At 72.3% G+C, this 19,606-nt stretch carries 15 protein-coding genes; 8 read left to right on the top strand and 7 right to left on the bottom strand.

Going from position 1 to position 19,606, the window contains the following annotated elements; genetic code table 11:
• Positions 1-12 precede the first annotated feature (12 nt).
• The 3 genes from ACH35V_RS03370 to ACH35V_RS03380 are packed head-to-tail and all read left to right on the top strand — an operon-like array spanning position 13 to position 3,386.
• On the top strand, positions 13-591 hold the full coding sequence (locus ACH35V_RS03370; RefSeq protein WP_395970016.1) for a DUF5987 family protein: 579 nt from the start codon (positions 13-15) through the stop codon (positions 589-591).
• Entirely contained in the window at positions 588-2,249 is a 1,662-nt protein-coding gene (locus tag ACH35V_RS03375) for an FAD-dependent oxidoreductase (RefSeq protein ID WP_395970017.1), read from the top strand. The genes ACH35V_RS03370 and ACH35V_RS03375 overlap by 4 nt, the downstream gene beginning before the upstream one ends.
• Positions 2,250-2,264: 15 nt before the next feature.
• Entirely contained in the window at positions 2,265-3,386 is a 1,122-nt protein-coding gene (locus ACH35V_RS03380) for a carboxymuconolactone decarboxylase family protein (RefSeq protein WP_395970018.1), read from the top strand.
• A 64-nt stretch (positions 3,387-3,450) separates the two neighbouring features.
• On the opposite strand, the gene ACH35V_RS03385 is transcribed toward ACH35V_RS03380, so the two are convergent.
• The 3 genes from ACH35V_RS03385 to ACH35V_RS03395 form a co-directional block, all read right to left on the bottom strand.
• Positions 3,451-4,257: a TIGR03084 family metal-binding protein gene (locus ACH35V_RS03385; protein WP_395970019.1), complete on the bottom strand. Its 807-nt coding sequence runs from the start codon at positions 4,255-4,257 to the stop codon at positions 3,451-3,453.
• A gap of 132 nt (positions 4,258-4,389) precedes the next feature.
• Positions 4,390-5,805 carry a DHA2 family efflux MFS transporter permease subunit gene (locus ACH35V_RS03390; RefSeq protein ID WP_395970020.1) on the bottom strand — a complete coding sequence of 472 codons (1,416 nt, stop codon included), beginning with the start codon at positions 5,803-5,805 and terminating at the stop codon, positions 4,390-4,392.
• Between the two features lie 192 nt (positions 5,806-5,997).
• Positions 5,998-6,672 carry a TetR/AcrR family transcriptional regulator gene (locus ACH35V_RS03395; protein WP_395970021.1) on the bottom strand — a complete coding sequence of 225 codons (675 nt, stop codon included), beginning with the start codon at positions 6,670-6,672 and terminating at the stop codon, positions 5,998-6,000.
• An 84-nt stretch (positions 6,673-6,756) separates the two neighbouring features.
• Here ACH35V_RS03395 and ACH35V_RS03400 point away from each other — a divergent pair, with 84 nt between their 5' ends.
• On the top strand, positions 6,757-7,971 hold the full coding sequence (locus tag ACH35V_RS03400) for a carotenoid oxygenase family protein (protein ID WP_395970022.1): 1,215 nt from the start codon (positions 6,757-6,759) through the stop codon (positions 7,969-7,971).
• Positions 7,972-7,991: 20 nt separating this feature from the next.
• On the opposite strand, the gene ACH35V_RS03405 is transcribed toward ACH35V_RS03400, so the two are convergent.
• The 4 genes from ACH35V_RS03405 to ACH35V_RS03420 are packed head-to-tail and all read right to left on the bottom strand — an operon-like array spanning position 7,992 to position 13,859.
• Positions 7,992-9,287: a hypothetical protein gene (locus ACH35V_RS03405; protein WP_395970023.1), complete on the bottom strand. Its 1,296-nt coding sequence runs from the start codon at positions 9,285-9,287 to the stop codon at positions 7,992-7,994.
• Between the two features lie 2 nt (positions 9,288-9,289).
• Complete coding sequence (locus tag ACH35V_RS03410) at positions 9,290-10,678, bottom strand: transaminase (RefSeq protein ID WP_395970024.1); 1,389 nt, start codon at positions 10,676-10,678, stop codon at positions 9,290-9,292.
• Between the two features lie 26 nt (positions 10,679-10,704).
• The gene (locus ACH35V_RS03415; RefSeq protein ID WP_395970025.1) at positions 10,705-12,903 is read right to left on the bottom strand and encodes a N,N-dimethylformamidase beta subunit family domain-containing protein; all 2,199 of its coding nucleotides are present in this window, start codon (positions 12,901-12,903) and stop codon (positions 10,705-10,707) included.
• Positions 12,900-13,859 (bottom strand): LLM class flavin-dependent oxidoreductase, encoded by a 960-nt coding sequence (locus tag ACH35V_RS03420; RefSeq protein WP_395970026.1) that lies wholly within the window; start codon positions 13,857-13,859, stop codon positions 12,900-12,902. Before ACH35V_RS03420 ends, ACH35V_RS03415 begins: the two co-directional genes overlap by 4 nt.
• A 403-nt stretch (positions 13,860-14,262) precedes the next feature.
• Here ACH35V_RS03420 and ACH35V_RS03425 point away from each other — a divergent pair, with 403 nt between their 5' ends.
• The 4 genes from ACH35V_RS03425 to ACH35V_RS03440 are packed head-to-tail and all read left to right on the top strand — an operon-like array spanning position 14,263 to position 19,563.
• Entirely contained in the window at positions 14,263-15,240 is a 978-nt protein-coding gene (locus ACH35V_RS03425; RefSeq protein ID WP_395970027.1) for an ABC transporter permease, read from the top strand.
• A complete protein-coding gene (locus tag ACH35V_RS03430) occupies positions 15,237-16,106 on the top strand; it encodes an ABC transporter permease (protein ID WP_395970028.1) in 870 nt (289 codons plus the stop codon). Before ACH35V_RS03425 ends, ACH35V_RS03430 begins: the two co-directional genes overlap by 4 nt.
• Complete coding sequence (locus tag ACH35V_RS03435; protein ID WP_395970029.1) at positions 16,103-17,938, top strand: ABC transporter ATP-binding protein; 1,836 nt, start codon at positions 16,103-16,105, stop codon at positions 17,936-17,938. The genes ACH35V_RS03430 and ACH35V_RS03435 overlap by 4 nt, the downstream gene beginning before the upstream one ends.
• Positions 17,935-19,563: an ABC transporter substrate-binding protein gene (locus ACH35V_RS03440; protein ID WP_395970030.1), complete on the top strand. Its 1,629-nt coding sequence runs from the start codon at positions 17,935-17,937 to the stop codon at positions 19,561-19,563. Before ACH35V_RS03435 ends, ACH35V_RS03440 begins: the two co-directional genes overlap by 4 nt.
• The last annotated feature ends 43 nt before the right edge of the window (positions 19,564-19,606 follow it).

Below are 19,606 nucleotides of genomic sequence, written 5' to 3' on the forward strand. Positions count from 1 at the left end.
GAGGTGGCGCCGGTGTCTGCCGAAACCCCGGCGAGAGACGAGGACCGGGCCGTCAGGGTCATGACGCTCGAAGCCTTCGCGGACACGATCGTCCCCGGCGAGAAGCGATGGCCGGACGACCGCGCCGTCGCGGGCGCGTCGCCGGGCCCCGGCGCCGTGGCGGCCGGCGCGGTCGAGCTGCTGGAGACCCCGGCGGCCGGCGTGCTGCCGGGCCTCGACGAGCTGGTCGCCATGCTGAACGGGCACGCGGGCCGGCACGCCGAATGGGCCGGCCTGACGCCGGACCCGGACGTTCCGCCGTTCGTCGCGCTGCCGTTCGCCGAGCGGACCGCCCTCGTCCAGGCGCTCGTCGCGCCCGGCCACCCGGAGAAGGACGCCTGGGTCAGCGTGGCCCTGTTCGCCAACATGGCGTTCGACACCGGCGCGCACCTGAACACGCTCGAAGCGATCGCCGACGGCCATCCAGGCATCGCGGCACTGGGCCTGGCCAAGCCCGGCGAGGACGGTCTCTGGCGTTTCTCCGAATACGGCTACGGCCAGAAGCTCGCCGACGTCCATCCCGACACGACCCCTTCAGGGAGCCCGGCATGACCAGCGTTGAGAGCACCGACGTCGTCGTGGTCGGCAGCGGATTCGGCGGCGCCATCGCCGCCTACCACCTCGCCGCGGGCGGGGCGCGGGTCACCGTGCTGGAGCGCGGCCCGTGGCTGGAGGGCGACGACTTCGACCACGACTTCAAGCTCGGCTCGTCCTACACCCGGATCTTCGACTTCGTCGTCGGGGACGGCATGAGCATCCTCGGCGGGAACTGCGTCGGCGGCGGCAGCGTCGTCTACTTCGCCGCCATGCCCCGCGCGCCGCGCTTCGTGTTCGAGCGGCGCGGCAGCATCAACCGCCGGGTCTGGCCGAAGGCGGTGTCCCGCGAATCCCTCGAACCCTGGTACGACCGGGTTGAAGAGGCGATGCCGGTCGTCCAGCAGACCTGGGACGAGGTCACCTACGCGGGCGGGCTGTGGGGGGCGGCCTGCAACCATTCGGGGCTCACCGCCAACCCCGTCCCAGTCGCGGTCGACAATTCGCTGTGCGTCAACTGCAACTGGATGATGGCGGGCTGCAAGTTCGACGCTAAACGGTCGCTGTTGTTCAACTACCTGCCCGCCGCGCTCTCCCACGGCGCCGCGATCCGTCCGATGCACGAGGTCCAGCACCTGACCCGCAACGACGACGGCGGATACCGGGTGCACTACAACGTCATCGACGACGAGGACTACCGGGTCAGCGTCGGCAGCGGAACGATCGACGCCAAGCTCGTCGTGCTGGCGGCGGGCACGGGCGCCACGCCGGTGATCCTGCAACGCTCGGAGCCGATGCTCGGGAAGATGCCGCACGGCGTCGGACGCTACTTCTCGGGGAACGGCGAGCGCCTCAACACCGCCGTGATCGACGAGGACCGCGTCCGCGAGGTGCTCGGCCTCGACCGGGGGAACGGCCTGTCCTACGCGGCCAACCAGATCGGGCGCGGCCCGGTGGTGGCCAACTGGGACCGCCTCGACGGCTCCCTCCCCGAATACTCGCGCTTCTCCCTTGAGCAGCTCTACTTCCCGCCCGGCCTGGGCACGATCCTGGCGCAGACGTCCGACGCGACCGGCATCTCGCCCACCTGGTTCGGCGTGGAGAAGAAGGAGATGCTGAAGCGCTGGCAGTCCTGGCTGACCATCTTCACGATGTCGGAGGACGACAACGAGGGCGTCTTCGGCCCTCCGCCCGCGACCGGCAACGCGCACCGCATCTCGCAGCAGATGCTCGGCCGCGGCAACCTGCGCTACGACCCGACCGTGAACACGCAGCGCGGTTGGCGCGAGTCGGACGAGGCCGTCCGCGCGATCATCGAGAAGGACGGCCTCGGCAAGGTCATGCCGTGGACGAACGACGTGGTCGGGGCGTACACCGTCCATCCGCTGTCGTCCTGCCGCATCGGCGACGACCCGTACACCTCCGCGCTGGACGACCGGCACGAGCTGCGCGACCACCCGGGCATCTTCGTCACCGACGGGTCCGCGGTCCCGACCGGGCTCACGGTCAACCCCGCGATGACGATCGCCGCGCTCGCCGAGCGCGCCATGCCCGGCCTGGTCGAGGCCGCGCGGGAGCGGGGCGTCGAGGTCTCCTACGGCGCGCCCGCGCCCGACGGGTCGACCGCCGCGCGCCGTGCCGCGGCGCCGGTGGCCGCCGGCCTGGCCCGCGGCTAGCGGAAGGACGACGCGATGACCACGCTGTTCGCGCGGATCGCCCGGCCCGGCGCGCAGGACCTGGTCCGGCACGTCGCCATCGTGCGGCACAAGGGGGCGCGGGCGCCGGTCGGGGAGATCTACGCGCAGGTCGAGCGGGACTTCGGCGTGCTCGCCCCGCCGGTGATCCTGCACTCGCCCGCGCCGGACCTCCTCGCGGCCTGCTGGATGACGCTCCGGGAGACGCTGGTCGCGAGCGGGGCGGCGGACCGGGCGGCCAAGGAGGCCGTCGCGTCCGCCGTCTCGCTCGACAACAGGTGCCCGTTCTGCGTCGAGGTGCACGGCATGACCCTGCACGGGCTCGTCCGCGGCGAGGACGCCGCCGCCGTCATGGCCGACGGCCTCGGGACGATCCGCGACCCGCACCTCCGGTCCATCGCGACCTGGGCGCGGACGCTCGCGCTGCGCGAGCCGGGCGGACGGAGCCCCGTGCCGTTCCCCGCCGGGCAGGCGGCCGAGCTGATCGGCACGGCGGTGGTCTTCCACTACATCAACCGCATGGTGAACGTGTTCCTGAGCGACTCGCCGTTCCCTCCGAGCCTGCCGTCCAGGGCCCGGGGGAGGGTCGTCCGGATCATGGGCAGGTTCCTGCGGAGGATCGTGCTCAAGCCACGCGCTCCGGGGGCCTCCCTGCCGCTGCTGCCTGCCGCCGAACTCCCCGCCGACCTGGCATGGGCCGCGGATTCCCCGGCCGTGTCGGGCGCGTTCGCGCGAGCCGCCGCGGCCGTCGACGCGGCCGGCGAGCGGTCGGTTCCCGCGTCCGTGCGCGCCCTCGTCCTGGCCGAGCTGGCGGGCTGGGACGGCCGGCCGCCCGGCATCGACACCGCCTGGATCTCCCGCGCCGTGTCCGGCCTGCCCGAGAAGGACCGCCCGGCCGGACGCCTGGCGCTGCTGACGGCCCTCGCGTCCTACCAGGTGGGAGACTCGGCGGTCGAGGACTTCCGGCGCGACCACCCGGGCGACGCCGCCCTGATCGAGCTCACTTCCTGGGCCGCTTTCGCGGCGGCCCGCCACGTCGGGTCCCGGGCGGCCGATCCCTCAGGGCGGGCCGTGCCCGCCGTCCCGCGCTTGCGGAGGCCCGAGCCGGACGCCTCCTGACCGCCCCCGCCCGAGAGCCGCGCATCCCGGTCCAGACCGGGTGCGCGGCTCTTGGTCTTTCGTCTCAACTCGTCGCGGACGTCGCGAACTGTCCCGGTTGCCGGCCCGCGCCCGCCGGGCCGCGGTAGGCCTGCGCGACGTCTAGGTGCAGGTTCGCCGCCCCGCCCGCGGCCGTGAGCGCCAGATCGTCGCGGTGCCGGCGGCGGAGCACCAGCAGGCAGAAGTCGCTCGCCGGGCCGCTGATCCTGTTCTCGGCGTCCTCGGGCCCGAACTCCCACGGCGTGCCAGACGGCAGGGTGAGCTCGTACCGGAACGGCACGGTGGGCGGGTTCAGGCCGCGCGCCTCATAGCCGAAGTCCTGCACCAGGACGGCGAAGCCGACCAGATGGACGATCCTGTCCGTCCACTCGCGCTCCACGCCGAGCGCGTCGAGGACGTCCTGCCCGTGCCCGAGCGTCTCCATGATCCCGGCGCAGGCGAGGATCGCCGGGGGCAGCGGCCGGACCAGCCACGGCACCGTCTGGTCGGGCGGCACCGCGCCGAGGTTCGCGACCGACGCGGCGACCTTCCCGCGCCAGGTGGCCAGCAGCTCGCCGGGCTCCTGAGCCAGGTACGGCTTCATCGCGGCGTCGACGTTGGCGTTGAAGTCGTCGCTCAGCCTGGACGTCATCGCGGTGAACGCCTCCGGATCGCCCGCTGCGAGCCCGGCCATGTCGAAGATCTGGCTCAGATGGGCGATCTGGTGGTGGATCGTCCAGCCGGGCGCCGGGGTCGGCGTCTTCCAGCCGGCCTCGTCGAGACCGGACAGCAGCCCGTCGAGGACCTTCCCCTCGGCGGTGAGATCGGCGAGCACCTGATGCGGGTCGGTCATTTTGATCTCCCTGAGATCGTTCGTCGTGAATCGCCCGACACCATTGTGTGATCGGCCCGGTCACGGGTGCATCTTCTGAATTGCGGGCCATTAATTCATCGGTCCGAATTTCGGGCTCGGACCGAGAGGAATTCATCGCCGGCGGGAGGTGGCCGCTTTCCGGTCGCGGCTGGGGAGCCGCAGGGACATCAGCGCGCCCGCCAGGACGACCACGCTGCCCAGGATGACCGCGGGGACCAGGCCGCTGGTGAAGGCGTCGCCGGAGGCGTAGCCGCCGTTCGCCGCGAACACCGAGGTCAGCACCGCGATGCCGAGCGCGACGCCGAGCTGGCGCAGGGTGCTGTTGGTCCCGGACGCCTTGCCGTGGTCCTGGTCGTCCACGCTGGCCAGCACGAACGTGGAGAGCGGCGTCAGGGTCAGCCCCATCCCGGTGCCGGCGAACACGAACGGCAGCACGAGGGCGCTGTAGGGGACGTCGGTCTCGATGACGGCGCCCAGCCAGGCGAGCGCCACCGCCTGCAGTGTCAGGCCGGCCGCGACGAGCACCCGGCCGCCGATCTTCCCGGTCACGATGCCCGCGATGGGCGCCACGACCATCGGCACCATCGTCCAGGGGAGGGTGCGGACCCCGGCTTCGAGCGCCGAGTAGTGCTGGACGACCTGGAAGAACTGGGCGAGGAGGAACACCGAGCCGAAGGTGCCGAACGAGAACGTGAGCGTGACGGCGTTGGCGACCCCGAACCCGCGGGACCGGAACAGGCGCAGCGGGAGCAGCGGCGCGCTGGCCCGGCGCTGCCAGGCCAGGAAGGCGACCAGCAGCGCCGCTCCGGCGATCAGCGGCGTGATCGTGGCGGTCGACGTCCAGCTCCTGGAGTCGGCCCGGACGATCGCCCACACGATCGTGAGCACCCCGATACCGGCGAGCACCAGGCCGAGCGGGTCGAGCGTCCGGTCCGGGCCGCGCGATTCGCGCAGCACGGTCAGCACCAGGGGGATGGCCACGATCCCGGCGGGGACGTTGATCCAGAAGATCCACTGCCAGGCCAGCCCGTCGACGATGACGCCGCCGAGCACCGGGCCGAGCGCGACGCCCAGGCCGCTCATCCCGCCCCAGATCCCGATCGCGACCGTGCGCCGCCCGTCCGGGACGCAGGCGGCCAGCAGCGTGAGCGAGAGCGGCACGATCGCCGCCGCCGCCGTGCCCTGCAAGGTGCGGGCGGCGATCAGGATCTCGGTGGTCGGGGCGAGCGCGGCGAGCACGGACGCCAGCGTGAACAGCGCGATGCCGCCGGCGAACATCCGGCGGCGGCCGAGCCGGTCGCCGAGCGCCGAGGCGGTGAGCAGCAGGCTCGCGAACGCCAGCGTGTAGGCGTTGACGACCCACTGCAGGGTCTCCAGCGAGGCGCCCATGTCGCGGCGGATCATCGGGAGGCCGAACGTGACGACGAGGCTGTCGAGCGTGGCCATGAACATCGGCAGCCCGGTGATGACCACGGCCGCGGCGAAGGACGGGCGGCGGCGGCCTGCAGCCGGTCGAACGTGCGCCACCGCGGGCCTCCTCGGCGTCCGATGATTGCCAGCGGTTCGGACGTTATGACACTGACCTATGGCCTTTCAACGGCGCGTGAGTGCGGCGTAAGCCGATCCTGGAAAAAGGGCACGCTAGAAGAAAGGAGACAGGAATGCGGCTCCTGATTTGCGGTTCGCGACCGGGCGCGGGTTTCGTTTCCCCGCGGCGGGTCAGGCGCCTCCGGCGGGGATCCAGCCGACCTCGTGCTGGAAACGCTTCCGGGACGCGTCGACCGAGCGGGCGGCGGCCTGCCCGTCGTCTCCCGCGCTCGTCATCAGGCCGACGAGCTGGACCTCGAAGAGGCTCTCGGCGTCATAGGGCTCGATCAGGTAGTGGCCCAGTTCGAGGGTGATGAGGCCGTGCAGCCCGCTCCACGCCTGGTGGGCGATGAGCTCGGGGTCGCCCGCCCGGAACCGGCCCGCCGCGATGCAGCGGGCGGCGCACGTGGTGACGTTGGCCAGGGTGTAGCGGCCGGACTGGCGGTCCTCCTCCGAGAGCGAGAACCCGCCCAGCGAGGACCCGCCGAACATGACCGCGTACAGGTGCGAGTTGGCCAGCGCGTTGTAGCGGTAGGCGCGGCCGAGCAGCGCCATGTCGGCGACCGGGTCGTCGGTCCGGCGGACGGCGGTGAGGTGCCGCTGGAGACGGTCGAAGCCCTCGTGGACCATCTCGCGCACCAGCCCGCTCAGCGCCCCGAAGTGGGTGTACACGGCCATCGTCGAGCTGCCCGCCTCGTTGGCGATGCGGCGGGTGGTCAGCGCCTGGGGGCCCTCCTCGTCCAGGAGCCGGGCGCCGATCTCGATGAGGGCGGTGCGGGCGTCTGGTGCGGTCCGTCGTGGGCTCACGTTGACAGTGTGGCATAACACCGATATGTTTTAACCACAACACTGTTATGTGTCCTGTGCGAGCCCCGGAGAGGGGCGGTGAGGATGGCCACGGCGACCAGGAGCGCCGGCCCGCGGACGGCCCTGGCCGCCGCCGCGATCGGCCGTTCGACCGCGGACGAGCCCCTCCCCGTCGCGGGGACGCTGCCCGAGTGGCTGGACGGCGCCTTCGTGCAGGCCGCCCGGCATCCGGCCGCGTCCGGGCCCGTCGGCCGGGCGTCCGCCGGGCCGCACGCCTTCTCCGGCGTCCGGGTGACCGGCCGCGGCGCCCGGTGGCTCCGGGAGCGGCTGCCGGTGCGGCACGGCGCGCCGCTCGGACCGCTGCCCGCCCTGGCCCCCTCACTCTGGCACGCGGACCTCGGCCCGCCCGACGGGCCCGGCACGGCGTCGCTCGCCCGGCCCGTCCGCGAGGCCGGGTCGGATCTCTGGCACACCGTGGCCGCCTATCCCGGGATGGGGCACGCCGAGCATCTGATCGCGTCCGGGGACGGGACCGTCCTGCACGCGGAGCCCTTCCCGCTCGACGGCGCTCCGCTCCTCCACGCGGCCGCCGTCACCCGCCGCCATCTGGTGGTGCTCGACCTGCCGGTCGCCTACTCGCGGGCGGCGGCGCTGGTCGGCGCCCGCTCGCCCTACGTCTGGCGGCCCGAGCGTCCGGCGCGCATCGGGCTCCTGCCGCGCTGGTCGCCCGGGGCGGAGCCGCGCTGGTTCCGAGTGACCTCGTGCTACGTGTTCCGGGCGGTCAACGCTTACGAGGACGGCGAACGAGTCGTCCTCGACGGCATCCGGCACGTGCGCGCCTTCGACGCCGAGCCCGAGCCCGCGCCCGCCGCCGAGCCCCCGCGGCTCCAGCGCTGGGTGCTCGACGGGGCGACCGGGGCCGTCCGCGAGGAGGTCCTGTCGGCCGGGCTGGACGACGCCGTCGTCGACGCACGGGTCTGCGGATCGCGGCACCGCGTGGTCTTCGGCTCGGCCCACGCGGGCGCGGACGGCGGCGCGGTCGTCCGCCACGACCTGCAGACGGGACGCGTCCGGCGGGCGTCGTTCGGTCAGGGCTGGACCGCCGGGCGGCCCGTGTTCGTCCCTGGCGGCGGCGACGTCGCGGAGGGCGCGGGGCTGCTGCTGGTCGTCGCGCGGCACGCGGGGTCGCGGCGCTGCGAGCTGCGGGTGCTGGACGCCGCCGCGCCGGACGGGCCGCCGCTCGCGGTCGTCCGGCTTCCCGTAGAGCTGCCGACCGACCGTCCCACCGCCTGGATCTGACGGGGAAGCAATGTCCGGCGTCACCTACGCCTGTCGGCGACCATCGCGCGGATTTCTTCGTCGGTCAGGAGGCGTCCCAGCCGGGTCAGTTCCGCGTGGCATCGCTCCGCGATGGACGGGAGCAGGGCCGGGTCCGCGTTGATGCCCAGGCGGTGCAGGGTGGCCGCGAGGACGCGCGGGCCGCTCTGGGGTGTCAGGGGAATCCGGCGCTCGTTGCCGAACAGGGCCGGTTCAATGCAGTTGTGCATCAGCGGGTCCACTTCGGACTCGATGACGACCCAGTCGCCGCCGCCCCAGCAGAACGCGTCCGGTCCGGTGATGGGCTGGTTGACCGCCGGCTTGCGGCCGGTCAGTTCTGCGGCCGTCCGGGACAGTTCCGTCAGCGCGGCCAGGCGGATGCCTGTTCCCACTCCGTAGAGCGCCTCGAAGGCGGCGGCGGTCGCGGCGAGGTCGGCGTTGCCGGGGCCGCCGCAATAGCCGTTCACCGAGGACTCGACGACGGTCGCCCCGGCCCGCACCGCGCTCACGGCGCACGCGACGCCGAGGCCGAAGGTGTTGTGCGGATGGAGGCCGATCTCCAGGTCCGGTGCGGCGGTGCCGGTGGCGCGGACGAGTTGCCCGAACGCTTCGGGCCCGAGTGCGCCCGGCCCGTCGAAGAGCGTGAGCTCGTCGGCGCCCGCGCCGGCCATGACCGCGGCGGTCTCGGCCAGTTCCCCGTCCGTCAGGAAGGACACCATCGTGAAGGCGACGGCGACCCGCAGGCCCTGCGCGCGGGCGTGCCCGGCGACCTCGGCCGCCTGCGCGACGACCTCTTCCCGGGAGGCCGGGACCGACGGGCGGTAGATGCCCGCCGCCGGGCCGAACGCGGGCACGGCCACCTGCACGCCGTCGAAGCCGAGATCGCGCGCGAGATCGACGCCGTCCGTCGCGGACACGAACGGGCAGTACACGACGCAGCCCGGCTGCTCCTCCCTGACCAGCGCCAGATCGGCCCGGACCGCGTCCAGGCCGCGCCCGTCGCCGTGGTGCCCGGACCGGCCGGGCGTGGCGAGGACGATCTCCGGCACCCCCGAACGGGCCAGCAACCGCAGGAACTCGGTCTTCGCCTCGCGGGACGCCGTGACGCCGGGCAGCGACTCGATCGCCCGCATCGATGTGTCGCGGAGCCGGACGCGTTCGGGCATCGCGCCGGTCATCGCGGTGTCGCGGTTCGCGGGCGCCACCGACCAGCGGCCCGGTTCGTAGGCGCCGGGCGTCCTCGAACGGTTGACGTCCGCGCGGAACTGTTCGAGCTGGGTTTCGGACAGGTCGTCCACGGCTAGCGGCCCTTCCTGCCCGTGAGCGCGCCGATCGCTTCGGCGAACAGCGCGCCGTGCAGTTCGACATCGGCCTCGGCCGTCATCGGCGACATCAGCGCCGCGCCGCTCATGGCGTTGAGGACGACGCCCCGGTTGGCCAGGTACAGCCAAAGCGCCTGGCGGGCCGACGAGCCGACGCGCGGGTAGAGCTGCCCGGCGTTGCGCGGCGGGGAGGGGGTGAACGCGTACGAGACGCGGCCGCCCAGCCGTCCGACGTGCCATGGCAGGTCGTGGTCGGCGATGACCGCCGCGACGTCGCGTTCGTAGCGTTCGGCCAAGCGGCTCATGTGGGCGTAGTTCTTGTCGGTCATGACTTCGGTGAGCACCGCGCGCATGGCCCGGACGGACAGCGGCCCGCCCGCCATCGTGCTGCCGAGGCCGCCGTCCCCGTGCTCGGTGTAGCGCTCCGCCGCTGCGGCCACCGCGTCCGACATCCCGTACAGGCCCGCCGGGATGCCGCCCGCCATCGGCTTGCCCAGGGTGATCAGGTCGGGGTCCAGGCCGAACTCCCGGGTACAGCCGCCAGGACCGGCCGGGATCGTCTGCGTCTCGTCGATGATCAGCAGCGTGCCGGTGCGCCGGGTGAGGTCGCGCAGCGCGGCGTGGAAGCCCGGCTCCGGACGGATCACCGCGCCGCCGTTGGTCATCACCGGTTCGGCGAGAACGGCGGCGACGTCGCGCGGGGCGAGGGCCCGTTCGAGCGCGTCGAGGTCGTTGAACTCCACGACCTTCGTGGTCTGGCGGACGTCCACGCCGTTGGGATCGACGCCGGGTTCCGGCGCCACCTCGCCGTCCGCCGTCAGGACGACCCCGGCCTGCTCCAGCGAACCGTGGTACGCGCGGTGGAAGACGAGGATCTTCTGCCGTCCGGTGGTCACCCGGGCGAGCAGCAGGGCGAAGCGGTTGGCGTCCGTCGCCGACACGGTGAACTGCCAGAACGGAAGGCCGAAGCGGCGCGCCAGTTCTTCGGTCACCGCGACGTGGTCCTCACCCGACCAGAGGGTGACGCTTCCCTTGTCGAGCTGGTCCCGGATGGCCGCGACGACCGCGGGATGGTCGTGGCCCCAGAGTGCGGCCGTCGCGGCCAGGCCGAAGTCGGCGTACTCGTGCCCGTCGGTGTCGTACAGGCGTGCGCCCACCGCGCGGTCCACCACCAGCGGGACCGGGGGCGGGAACTGGCTGATCCAGTGCTGCGGGGTGCCGTGCAACTGGGACCGCCGTGCGCGCTCACGCAGTGCCGCAGCCCGTGGCCGGGCCTCGGTCCACCTGGTCCGTTCGGCGTCCAGCAGCGCGGCGAGCCGGTCAGGGTCGATCCCAGGCGGCGCCGTGCTCGGTCGATCGCTCGTCATCGCTCTCCCCGGAGGTCGGTCGGTCGTCAGGTGGACGGTTCCTGGATTAACGGCGCCGGGTCCAGGAAGCGGTGCAGGACGTTGCCGGTCACCTTCGCCACCGGATTGGCGTATCCGTCCACGCCCAGCGCCGTGCACCAGGCCATCGAGCCGGTGCTGAACACGGCGCCGCCGTTCGGGTACTCGAAGAACGCCATATCGGCGTGGACGCGAGGCTCGACGGTGCCGCCCTGCCGCGAATTCGACTGGAGGATCTCTTCGACCGCGAGCTGGAAGGAGTCGCTGAACCCGTCGGCCGTGGCCAGGACGACGGTGTGCGGCGGCGTCCCGAGAGCGGCGTCCACCCGGTCGATCTCCATCCCGGCGGCGGCATGGCTGACCAGCCCGTCCGCCTCGATGAGACCGTCCACGCCGGAAAGCGCGAACGCGCCGCGCTTGTCGTCGGCGGGCGGCGCGAGACGGTAGGGACGGCCCGTGCCGCGCCCGCCCTGCGCGGCGAAGCCGACCCCGACGTGCCGCTGCGGCGCGCGGCCCCGATGCCGCCACAGCCCGCCCGCCTCGCCGGTCGTGCTCAGATGCGTCTCGCCGGGCGGGACCTCCCAGCCCCTGGTCCCGGTGTGGCCGCGGCGGATCTCGATGATGTGCGGCTGCAGCGGCGACACCCCGGTCACCCAGTAGTAGCCGTTGCCGCCCAGGTACATCACCCGTCCGCCGCCCGCCAGGTACGCCTCGTGCGCGTCGAGCATCGGCGCCGTGAAGTACTCAGGGTGCGCACCGGTCAGGACGACGTCGTACCCGGCGAGCGCGGCGACCCCCTCGGCGTGCAATTCGTCGTCGCAGACCACGTCGTAGCCGATGCCCTCGTGTTCGAGCCAGTCGAGCAGGCACAGGTCGGCGCTGAGGATCCACGGCCCGAACGAGCTCCTGTAGTCCGGCGTCAGGGTGGTGAGCGGACGGAGGCGCGAGGCGTAGTAGCAGCCGCTGCCGTCGCGGTGGAAGTCGTACAGGCTGCACACCTTGTGCGCCGCGGACCACCGGTGCTGCTCGGTCGTCGCGTAGTCGAGGCCGTCCGGGCCCGACCGCTCCAGGTTCCAATGCGAGTTGGCGTAGGCGAGATAGGTGAAGGTGGAGATCAGCACCGCCAGCCGGGACGTCGTCGTGCCCCACGGCGGACGGACGAAGAACGGGATGCTCAGGTGCTCCCGCCCGGCGCGGAGCCGGAAGGCGTAGGCGCCGCTGCGCAGCTCGTCCGGCAGGCGCAGGGTGAGCTGCGGTTCCCAGCCGGCGTCGGTGAGGTCGTCGTCGTGGACGTGGATCGCGTCGTACTCGTCCGGGGCGAGCCGGAAGTCGATCTCCCGGCCCGTCCAGTTGGCGCCGGGGACGCCGCGGACCGGCGTGTTCACGGCCTCGGCGGTCAGCCCGTGCGGACCGGCGTCGGGCACCGTCACGCCTCCCGCGTCCTGGCCGGGACGCCAGCGCGCCAGGACCGGCAGCCCGAGCCGCTGCTCCGGGTCGGCGGCGGCGAGCGCTTCTTCGTCCGCGGCTCCGGCGAAGATGGTTGGACGGTCGATGCGGCCGTTGAAGCATGCGGCCGCCGTCGTCCCGTCCGTCCACCAGGCTCCGACCTGGGGCTGGATGTCGGTCGCAGTGACGTCGATCTCGCCGGTGGCGGACGCGGACGCCCGCCATGAGCCGACCGGCCACTCGGGCACCGGGACCTGAACCAGGGTCACCTCATGGGAGCCGAAGGAGGCGGCGACGAACGTCCAGCGGTGGGTGGGGATCGCTTCGCCGGTGGCGGCGACCGGCTCGTCGCCTGCGCCCGCCCACGCCGCGAGCCGGTCGTCTCCGGTGAGGCCGAGCGCCCAGCCGCGATGTTCGGAGGCGTCGCGGCGGGCGATGACGGCGCGGGGACGTCCGCCGGCGGGCATCGTCGGCATGATCCACGCCGCCACGGTGAAGGCGTCGACGTCGAGCGACGCATGCGCGGGCGCGCGCAGGTACGAACCGGACGGCAGCGGCTGGACGCGTCCCGCCTGCGTCTCGAACGCCATGTCGACGCGCTCCTCGCGGGCCCCGGGACCGCGCGGATCGTCCGTGCCGTGCACGAGGCGCACCAGCTCGACCTGGTAATCGGAGGTGGCGCTCACCATCAGCCGGATCTCGTCGCCGGCCGCGACGCTGAGCGGGTCGACGTAGCCGAGCAGCGTGGGCCCGGCCGTCATGGGAGGCGGGCGGGCAGCGCCGACACCAGTTCGCCGAACGCCTCAAGCTGGTCCATCCGGTCGTACATCGGGTAGAGGACCAGCTCGTCCGCCCCGGCGTCGAACAGCTCGCCCAGCCGCTCGGCGCAGCGCTCCGGCGTGCCGAACACGGCGACGCGGTCGGCCATCCCGGCGGCGTCGTAGACCGGGTTCCCGCCGAACGCCCGGTCGAACGCGGGGATCAGCCGCTGCCGCGCCTTCTCCTCGGTGTCCTCGACCGCGATGTAGAGGCTCCTGGAGATGGTGAACCCGGCCGGGTCGCGTCCCTGGTCGGCCAGCTCCCGCTTGACGAATTCGAGCTGCTGGAGGAAGTCGTCCATCGCGGCGGGCGCGGCGCCGGTCCAGCCGTCGGCGATGCGCACGGCGCGCCGCAGCGCCGGCTCGGCGCGGGCCCCGATCCAGATCGGCGGGCCGGGCCGCTGCACCGGGTCCGGCTGCGACCGGATGCCGGAGAACGAGTACAGCTCCCCGTCGTAGTCGGCCTCGGCGCCGCTCCACAGGGCCCGCATCACGCCGATGCCCTCGACCAGCCGCCGGACGGGCCGGTCGGCCGCGATCCCCAGCGCGGCGAGGGTCTCCCGGTGGTAGTCGTTGCCGACGCCGAGCCCGACGGTGAGCCGCCCGCCGGACAGCTGGTCGATGGTGGCCAGCTCCCTCGCCTGGACGGCCGGGTTCCGGCGTCCGGAGTACAGCACGCCGATGCCGAGGCGGAGCCGTTCCGTGACGGCGGCCAGGTAGGAGAGCACGTGCAGCCCGTCGAGAGAGGAGTTCTTGGTGCTCAGCGTGTCCTGCGTCCAGATCCCGGCGAAGCCCAGCTCCTCCGCGCGGCGCGCGAACGGCACCAGCAGGTCCGGATCGTTCGGCGCCCCGACCGAAAGCCTGGGACCACTCGGCACGACCCTGTCAGAAACGGACACCACGCCCCACCGCCCGGCTATTCGATTCGCGTTTTCCCGTCGACCGCCCCAAGTCAGACCGCTCCCGTCGGACGGCCCTGGAGCGCTCCGAGTATCCGAGTGCTGTGTTGTGATTGTCAACAGTAAGGTCGGCATCGCCATGAACTGCGAAGCAGCCCGGCGATAGCGGGCCCGCGCCGACTTCGTGAGTTCGCCGCCCGGCACGCGCGAGCACGTGCACCACCTGCCGGTCGCGACCCGTTCCGGACGGCTGTGATCAGGTCGTCCTTCCCCAGATCGAGTCTCTGCCCGAAACATCGGCGAGCCGAATTACTGTCTCAGAACCGAGACTCTTTCCATTCCTCGACTGTTGACATCCACAACAGAGCCGCCGCATTCTTCCGGGGACGACGAGGTGATGAAGTTGGGCGAACGTTCCCCCCATGCCCGCTGGCTGTGGCTGGTACGGCGGCTGCTGCTCGGCGCGGCGGTGGTCCTGCTGGTGTCGGTCCTGGTGTTCTTCGCTACGCAGGTGCTGCCCGGCGACGCGGCGCGCGCGGCCCTCGGACGGGAGGCGACGCCGGACCGGGTCGCCGCGCTCCGCGCCGAACTCGGGCTCGACGAGCCGCTGCTGCGGCAGTACTTCTCGTGGCTGGGCGGCGTCCTCACCGGCGATCCCGGCCAGTCGCTGGTCACCAAGGAGCAGGTCGGCGCCCTGGTCGGCGACCGGGTCGTGAACTCCGCCGTGCTCGTGGTGATCTCGGCGGCCATCGTGGTGCCGCTGTCGGTGCTCGTCGGCGCGCTGACCGGACGCCGGCGCGACCGTCCCGCCGACCGGGCGATGCTCGTGGTCACCCTCGGGCTCACCGCGCTGCCCGAGTTCATCATCGCGCTGCTGCTGGTGATCCTGTTCGCGACGTCGGTGTTCCACCTGCTGCCCGGCACGGTGCTGCTCGCGCCGGGGGAGAGCCCGTTCAGCAACGTCGAGCAGCTCGTGCTCCCGGTGGTCGCGCTGGTGCTGGGCGTCCTGCCGTATCTGGCCCGGCTGGTGCGCGGCTCGGTGATCGACGCGTACGAGTCGGAGTACGTGCGCACCGCGCGGCTCAAGGGCGTGCCGGAACGCGTCGTGCTGCGCCGCCACGTCCTGCCGAACGCGCTCGTCCCGGCCATCCAGGGGACCGCGCTCGCGCTCGCGTACCTCACCGGCGGGATCCTCGTCATCGAGCAGGTGTTCAACTACCCCGGCCTCGGCAGCGCCCTCGTGGACGCGGTGAACAACCGCGACGTCCCGGTGATCCAGCTGATCTGCCTGATGTTCGCCGCCTGCTACGTGGTCTTCAACCTCCTCGGAGACGTCCTGACCGTGTACGTCACGCCCCGGCTGCGGACGGCCGGCGCATGAACGCCGCACTGCTGCGCCGCTGCCTGCGCGAACCCCGCATCCGCGTGGGGCTGGTGCTGACCGGGCTGATCCTCCTGGTCACCTTCGCCGGCCCGTTCCTCGCGCCGCACGGCCACGACGACATCGTCGGCGCGCCCTACGCGGCCCCGTCGTCCACCGCCCTGCTCGGCACCGACTACCTCGGCGAGGACGTGCTCTCCCGGGTCCTCGCCGGCGGGCGGAGCATCGTCTGGATCGCGTTCGCCGGGACGCTGGCCGGCGTCGCCGTCGGCGCCGCGATCGGCATGACCGCGGCCTACAGCGGCGGCGTCCTGGACGAGGTGCTGATGCGCGCGATGGACGTCCTGCGCGCGTTCCCGCCGCTCGTCCTCATCCTGCTCCTGGTGGCGATGGCCAGGGCGAGCACGGCGCTGCTGCCGCTGATCGTGGCTGTCGCGTGGGTGCCGCAGGTCGCGCGGGTGGCGTACGGCGCGTCCAGGGAAGTGGTGTCCAGCGAGTTCGTCGAGTCGGCGGAGACCCTCGGCGCGCCCCGCCTCCGGATCGTGCGCCGGGAGATCCTGCCGAACGTGATGACCCCGCTGATGGTCGAGTTCGGGCTCCGGCTCACCTGGTCGATCGGGATCGTCACCGCGATGAGCTTCCTCGGCGTCGGCCTGCAGCCGCCCGCCGCCGACTGGGGCCTGATGATCAAGGAGAACTACCAGGGCCTGGCGCTGCAGCCGTGGGGCGTGGTGCTGCCGGTGGTGTGCATCGCGGTGTTCACGTTCGGGACCAACCTGATCACCGAGGGCTTCTCCTGGACGGTCGCCCGCGTCTCGTCCCAGGACACGCAGGAGATCCGGGAGACCCCGGAGGTGAAGTCGTGACGGCGGTGACGGTCAAGGGCCTGCGCATCGACCTGGCCGGACGCGGCGTCGACGTCGTCGACTGCGTGGACTTCACGATCGACGCGGGCGAGGTGCTCGGCCTGGTCGGCGAGTCCGGCTCGGGCAAGACCACGGTCGGGCTGGCGCTGCTCGGCGACGCCCGGCGCGGCGCCCGCATCGCCGGCGGCAGCATCCTGATCGACGGGCAGGACGTCGCGAGCCTCGCCCCCGGCAAGCTCACCGCGCTGCGCGGCAGCACGGTCGCGTACGTGCCGCAGGACCCGTCGATGGCGCTGAACCCGGCGCTGCGGCTCCGCCGCCAGCTGACCGAGCTGTTCGAGTTCCACCAGCCGGACCTGCCCGACAAGGAGCGAGACGAGCGGATCAGGACCACCCTGCGCGAGGTCGGCCTCGACTCCGACGACGCGTTCCTCGACCGCTTCCCCCACCAGCTGTCCGGCGGGCAGCAGCAGCGGGTCACGCTCGCGCTCGCGTTCCTGCTCCGCCCCCGCGTGATCGTGCTGGACGAGCCCACCACCGGCCTCGACGTCACGACGCAGGCGCGCGTCCTGAAGACCGTGCGGGAGCTGTGCGCCGTCCACCGGGTGGCGGCGCTGTACGTCACCCACGACATGGCGGTGGTGGCCGAACTCGCCCACCGGATCATGGTCATGTACGCCGGACGGGTCGTGGAGGCCGGGACCAGCGCCCAGATCTTCGACCGGCCCGTCCACCCCTATACCCGCGCCCTGCTCGCCGCCGTGCCCGTCGTGTCGGAGCGCCGGGAGCTGGCCGCGATCCCCGGCGACACCCCGCCGCCTGGACGGCGTCCCACCGGCTGCATGTTCCACCCCCGGTGCGCCGAGGCGCTGCCGGAGTGCGCGTCGACCGTCCCGGAGCCGGTCGAGGTCGACGGCGGCCATGACGTCCTCTGCATCCGCGCCGAGCATCTCTCGTCGGGCCCGTCCCGCGAGGCGCCCCGGCAGGCCGCCGCCCGCACCGGAAGCCAGGACGAGGTACTCCTGCGCGTGTCGAATCTGGACGCCTTCCACGGGCGACGCCAGATCCTCCACGACGTGTCCCTGGACCTGACCCGCGGGGAATGCCTCGCGCTGGTCGGCGAGTCCGGCTGCGGCAAGACGACCCTGGCGCGGAGCATCATCGGCCTGCACCGACAGCACAGCGGCGGCATCAGCTTCCGGGACGCCGCGATGGCGACCCGCGCCCGCGACCGTCCGCTCGAACAGCGGCGCGCGGTGCAGTACATCTTCCAGAGCCCCTACAACTCGCTCAACCCGCGCCGCTCGATCGGCGAGACGCTGCGCGAGCCGCTGAAGGTCCTGTTCTCGATGCCGTCGGCGAAGGCCGCGACCACGATCGCCGAGGCGCTGGAACGCGTCTCGCTCTCGCCGAGCGTGGCGTCGTCCTACCCCAACGAGCTCTCCGGCGGGGAACGGCAGCGGGTCGCGATCGCGCGGGCCCTGGTGTGCCGTCCCGACGTGCTGATCTGCGACGAGATCACCTCCGCGCTGGACGTCTCCGTCCAGGCGTCGATCGTGCGGCTGCTCCGCACGCTGCAGGACGAGGAGGGCCTGGCGCTGCTGTTCGTGACGCACAACCTCGCGCTGGTCAGGACCATCGCGGACCGCGTCATCGCCATGCGCGCCGGCCGGCTCGTCGAGACCGGACAGGTGGACGACGTGCTCGACCACCCCGATGACCCGTTCACCAGGCAGCTCATCGCGGCCACCCCCGAGTTCGGGTCCCCCGGACTCAAGGCCGCGACGGGCGGCGTCCCAGCGGAACAACGGTCGCAGGAGGACCGCACATGACCACGCAACCACGATCAGGTCTCAGCAGACGCGGGTTCCTCGGCACGGCGGCCGCGGTCGGCCTGACCACCGTCGGCGGCGCGACGCTCGCGGCCTGCGGCGACGACGGCGGCAAACAGGCCGCGGGCAAGCCGCGCCGCGGCGGCCGGCTCACCGTCGCGACCGGCGGCGCCAAGGGCTCCGACACACTGGACCCGATGCTGCTCAACAGCGTCCCGGTCAGCTTCATGGCCCGCGTCCTCTACGACCAGCTCGCCGACTACAGCAACGAGATGCAGTACCACCTGCAGATGGCGGAGCTGATCGAGTCCAACCCCAAGGGCGACGAGTGGACGATCCGCGTCAAGCAGGGCATCGAGTTCCACAACGGCAAGACCCTCGACGCCGACGACGTGATGTTCACGTTCAAGCGCGCCCTCACCCTGCCCGGATCGGTGATCGTCGGGAAGTTCAAGCCGCTCGTCGACCTCAACGAGATCAAGAAGCTCGACGGCCGCACGCTGCGGATGAAGCTGCTGCGGCCCGCCGCCACCTTCCGGAGCACGCTCGCCAGCCCGTTCAAGATCGTCCCGGTGGGCTTCGACCCCCGCAACCCGGTCGGCACCGGCCCGTTCAAGTACAAGAGCTTCACCCCGAACCGGCAGTGGGTCTGCGAACGCTTCGCCAACTACTGGAACGCCACGGGCCCGTCCCAGCCGAGCGACTCCGCCGCCCCCGCGAACCTGGGCCCCAAGCCCTACCTGGACGAGCTGGTCGTCAACGTGGTCAACGACGACTCGGCCCGGATCGACGCGCTGGTGACCGGCCAGGTCGACGCGATCAACCAGCTCCCGTACCCGCAGATCCCCACCATCGAGAAGCACCGTCAGCTCAAGCTGATGGAGTCCAAGACCGGGGCGTGGACCGGGATCTACATGAACATGGAGCAGCCGCCGTTCAACGACGTCCGGGTGCGTCAGGCGCTGCGGCTGGCGATCGACCGGGAGCAGGCGCTCACCGCCACCCTGTCCGGGCATGGCGTGGTGGCGAACGACCTGCCCGAGCCGTTCGCCCCGGCCTACCCCAAGCAGCTCACGCGCAAGCGCGACGTCGCCAAGGCGAAGCAGCTCCTCAAGGAGGCCGGGCAGGAGGGCGTCACGGTCGAGCTGGTCACCGGCCCGGTCTCGACGGAGGCGGTGCCGATGTGCACCGTCCTGGCGCGGAACGCCGCCGAGATCGGCATGAACATCAAGGTCCGGCAGGTGGACACGGCGACGCTGTTCGGCCCCAACTTCCACAGCTGGAAGTTCTCTGTGGACAAGTGGCCGACGCAGGGCAACTACCTGACCCTGATGGCGCTGACCGACCTCAGCGAGACCAACTCCCTGACCCACCTCGGCGGGGACGACCTCAAGCAGGTGCGTTCGCTCTACGAGCAGGCGCAGAGCACCACTGACCTGGCCAAACAGAACCAGCTCACCCAGCAGATCTACCAGATCCAGTTCGACCGCGGCGGCTGGATCATCCCGTTCTTCGCCAACGTCGAGAACGCGCACCACGTGAAGAACGCCGGCTGGCCCAAGAACGACTTCTCCGGCCGCACCTTCGGCAACGCCCACTTCGAACAGGTCTACCTGACCGAGTGAAGCAGCCCCACGCCTGACGGCACCCGCCCGTGCGCGGAGGGCG

This window comes from Actinomadura sp. 1N219, from assembly GCF_044326405.1.
Taxonomy (GTDB): domain Bacteria; phylum Actinomycetota; class Actinomycetes; order Streptosporangiales; family Streptosporangiaceae; genus Spirillospora.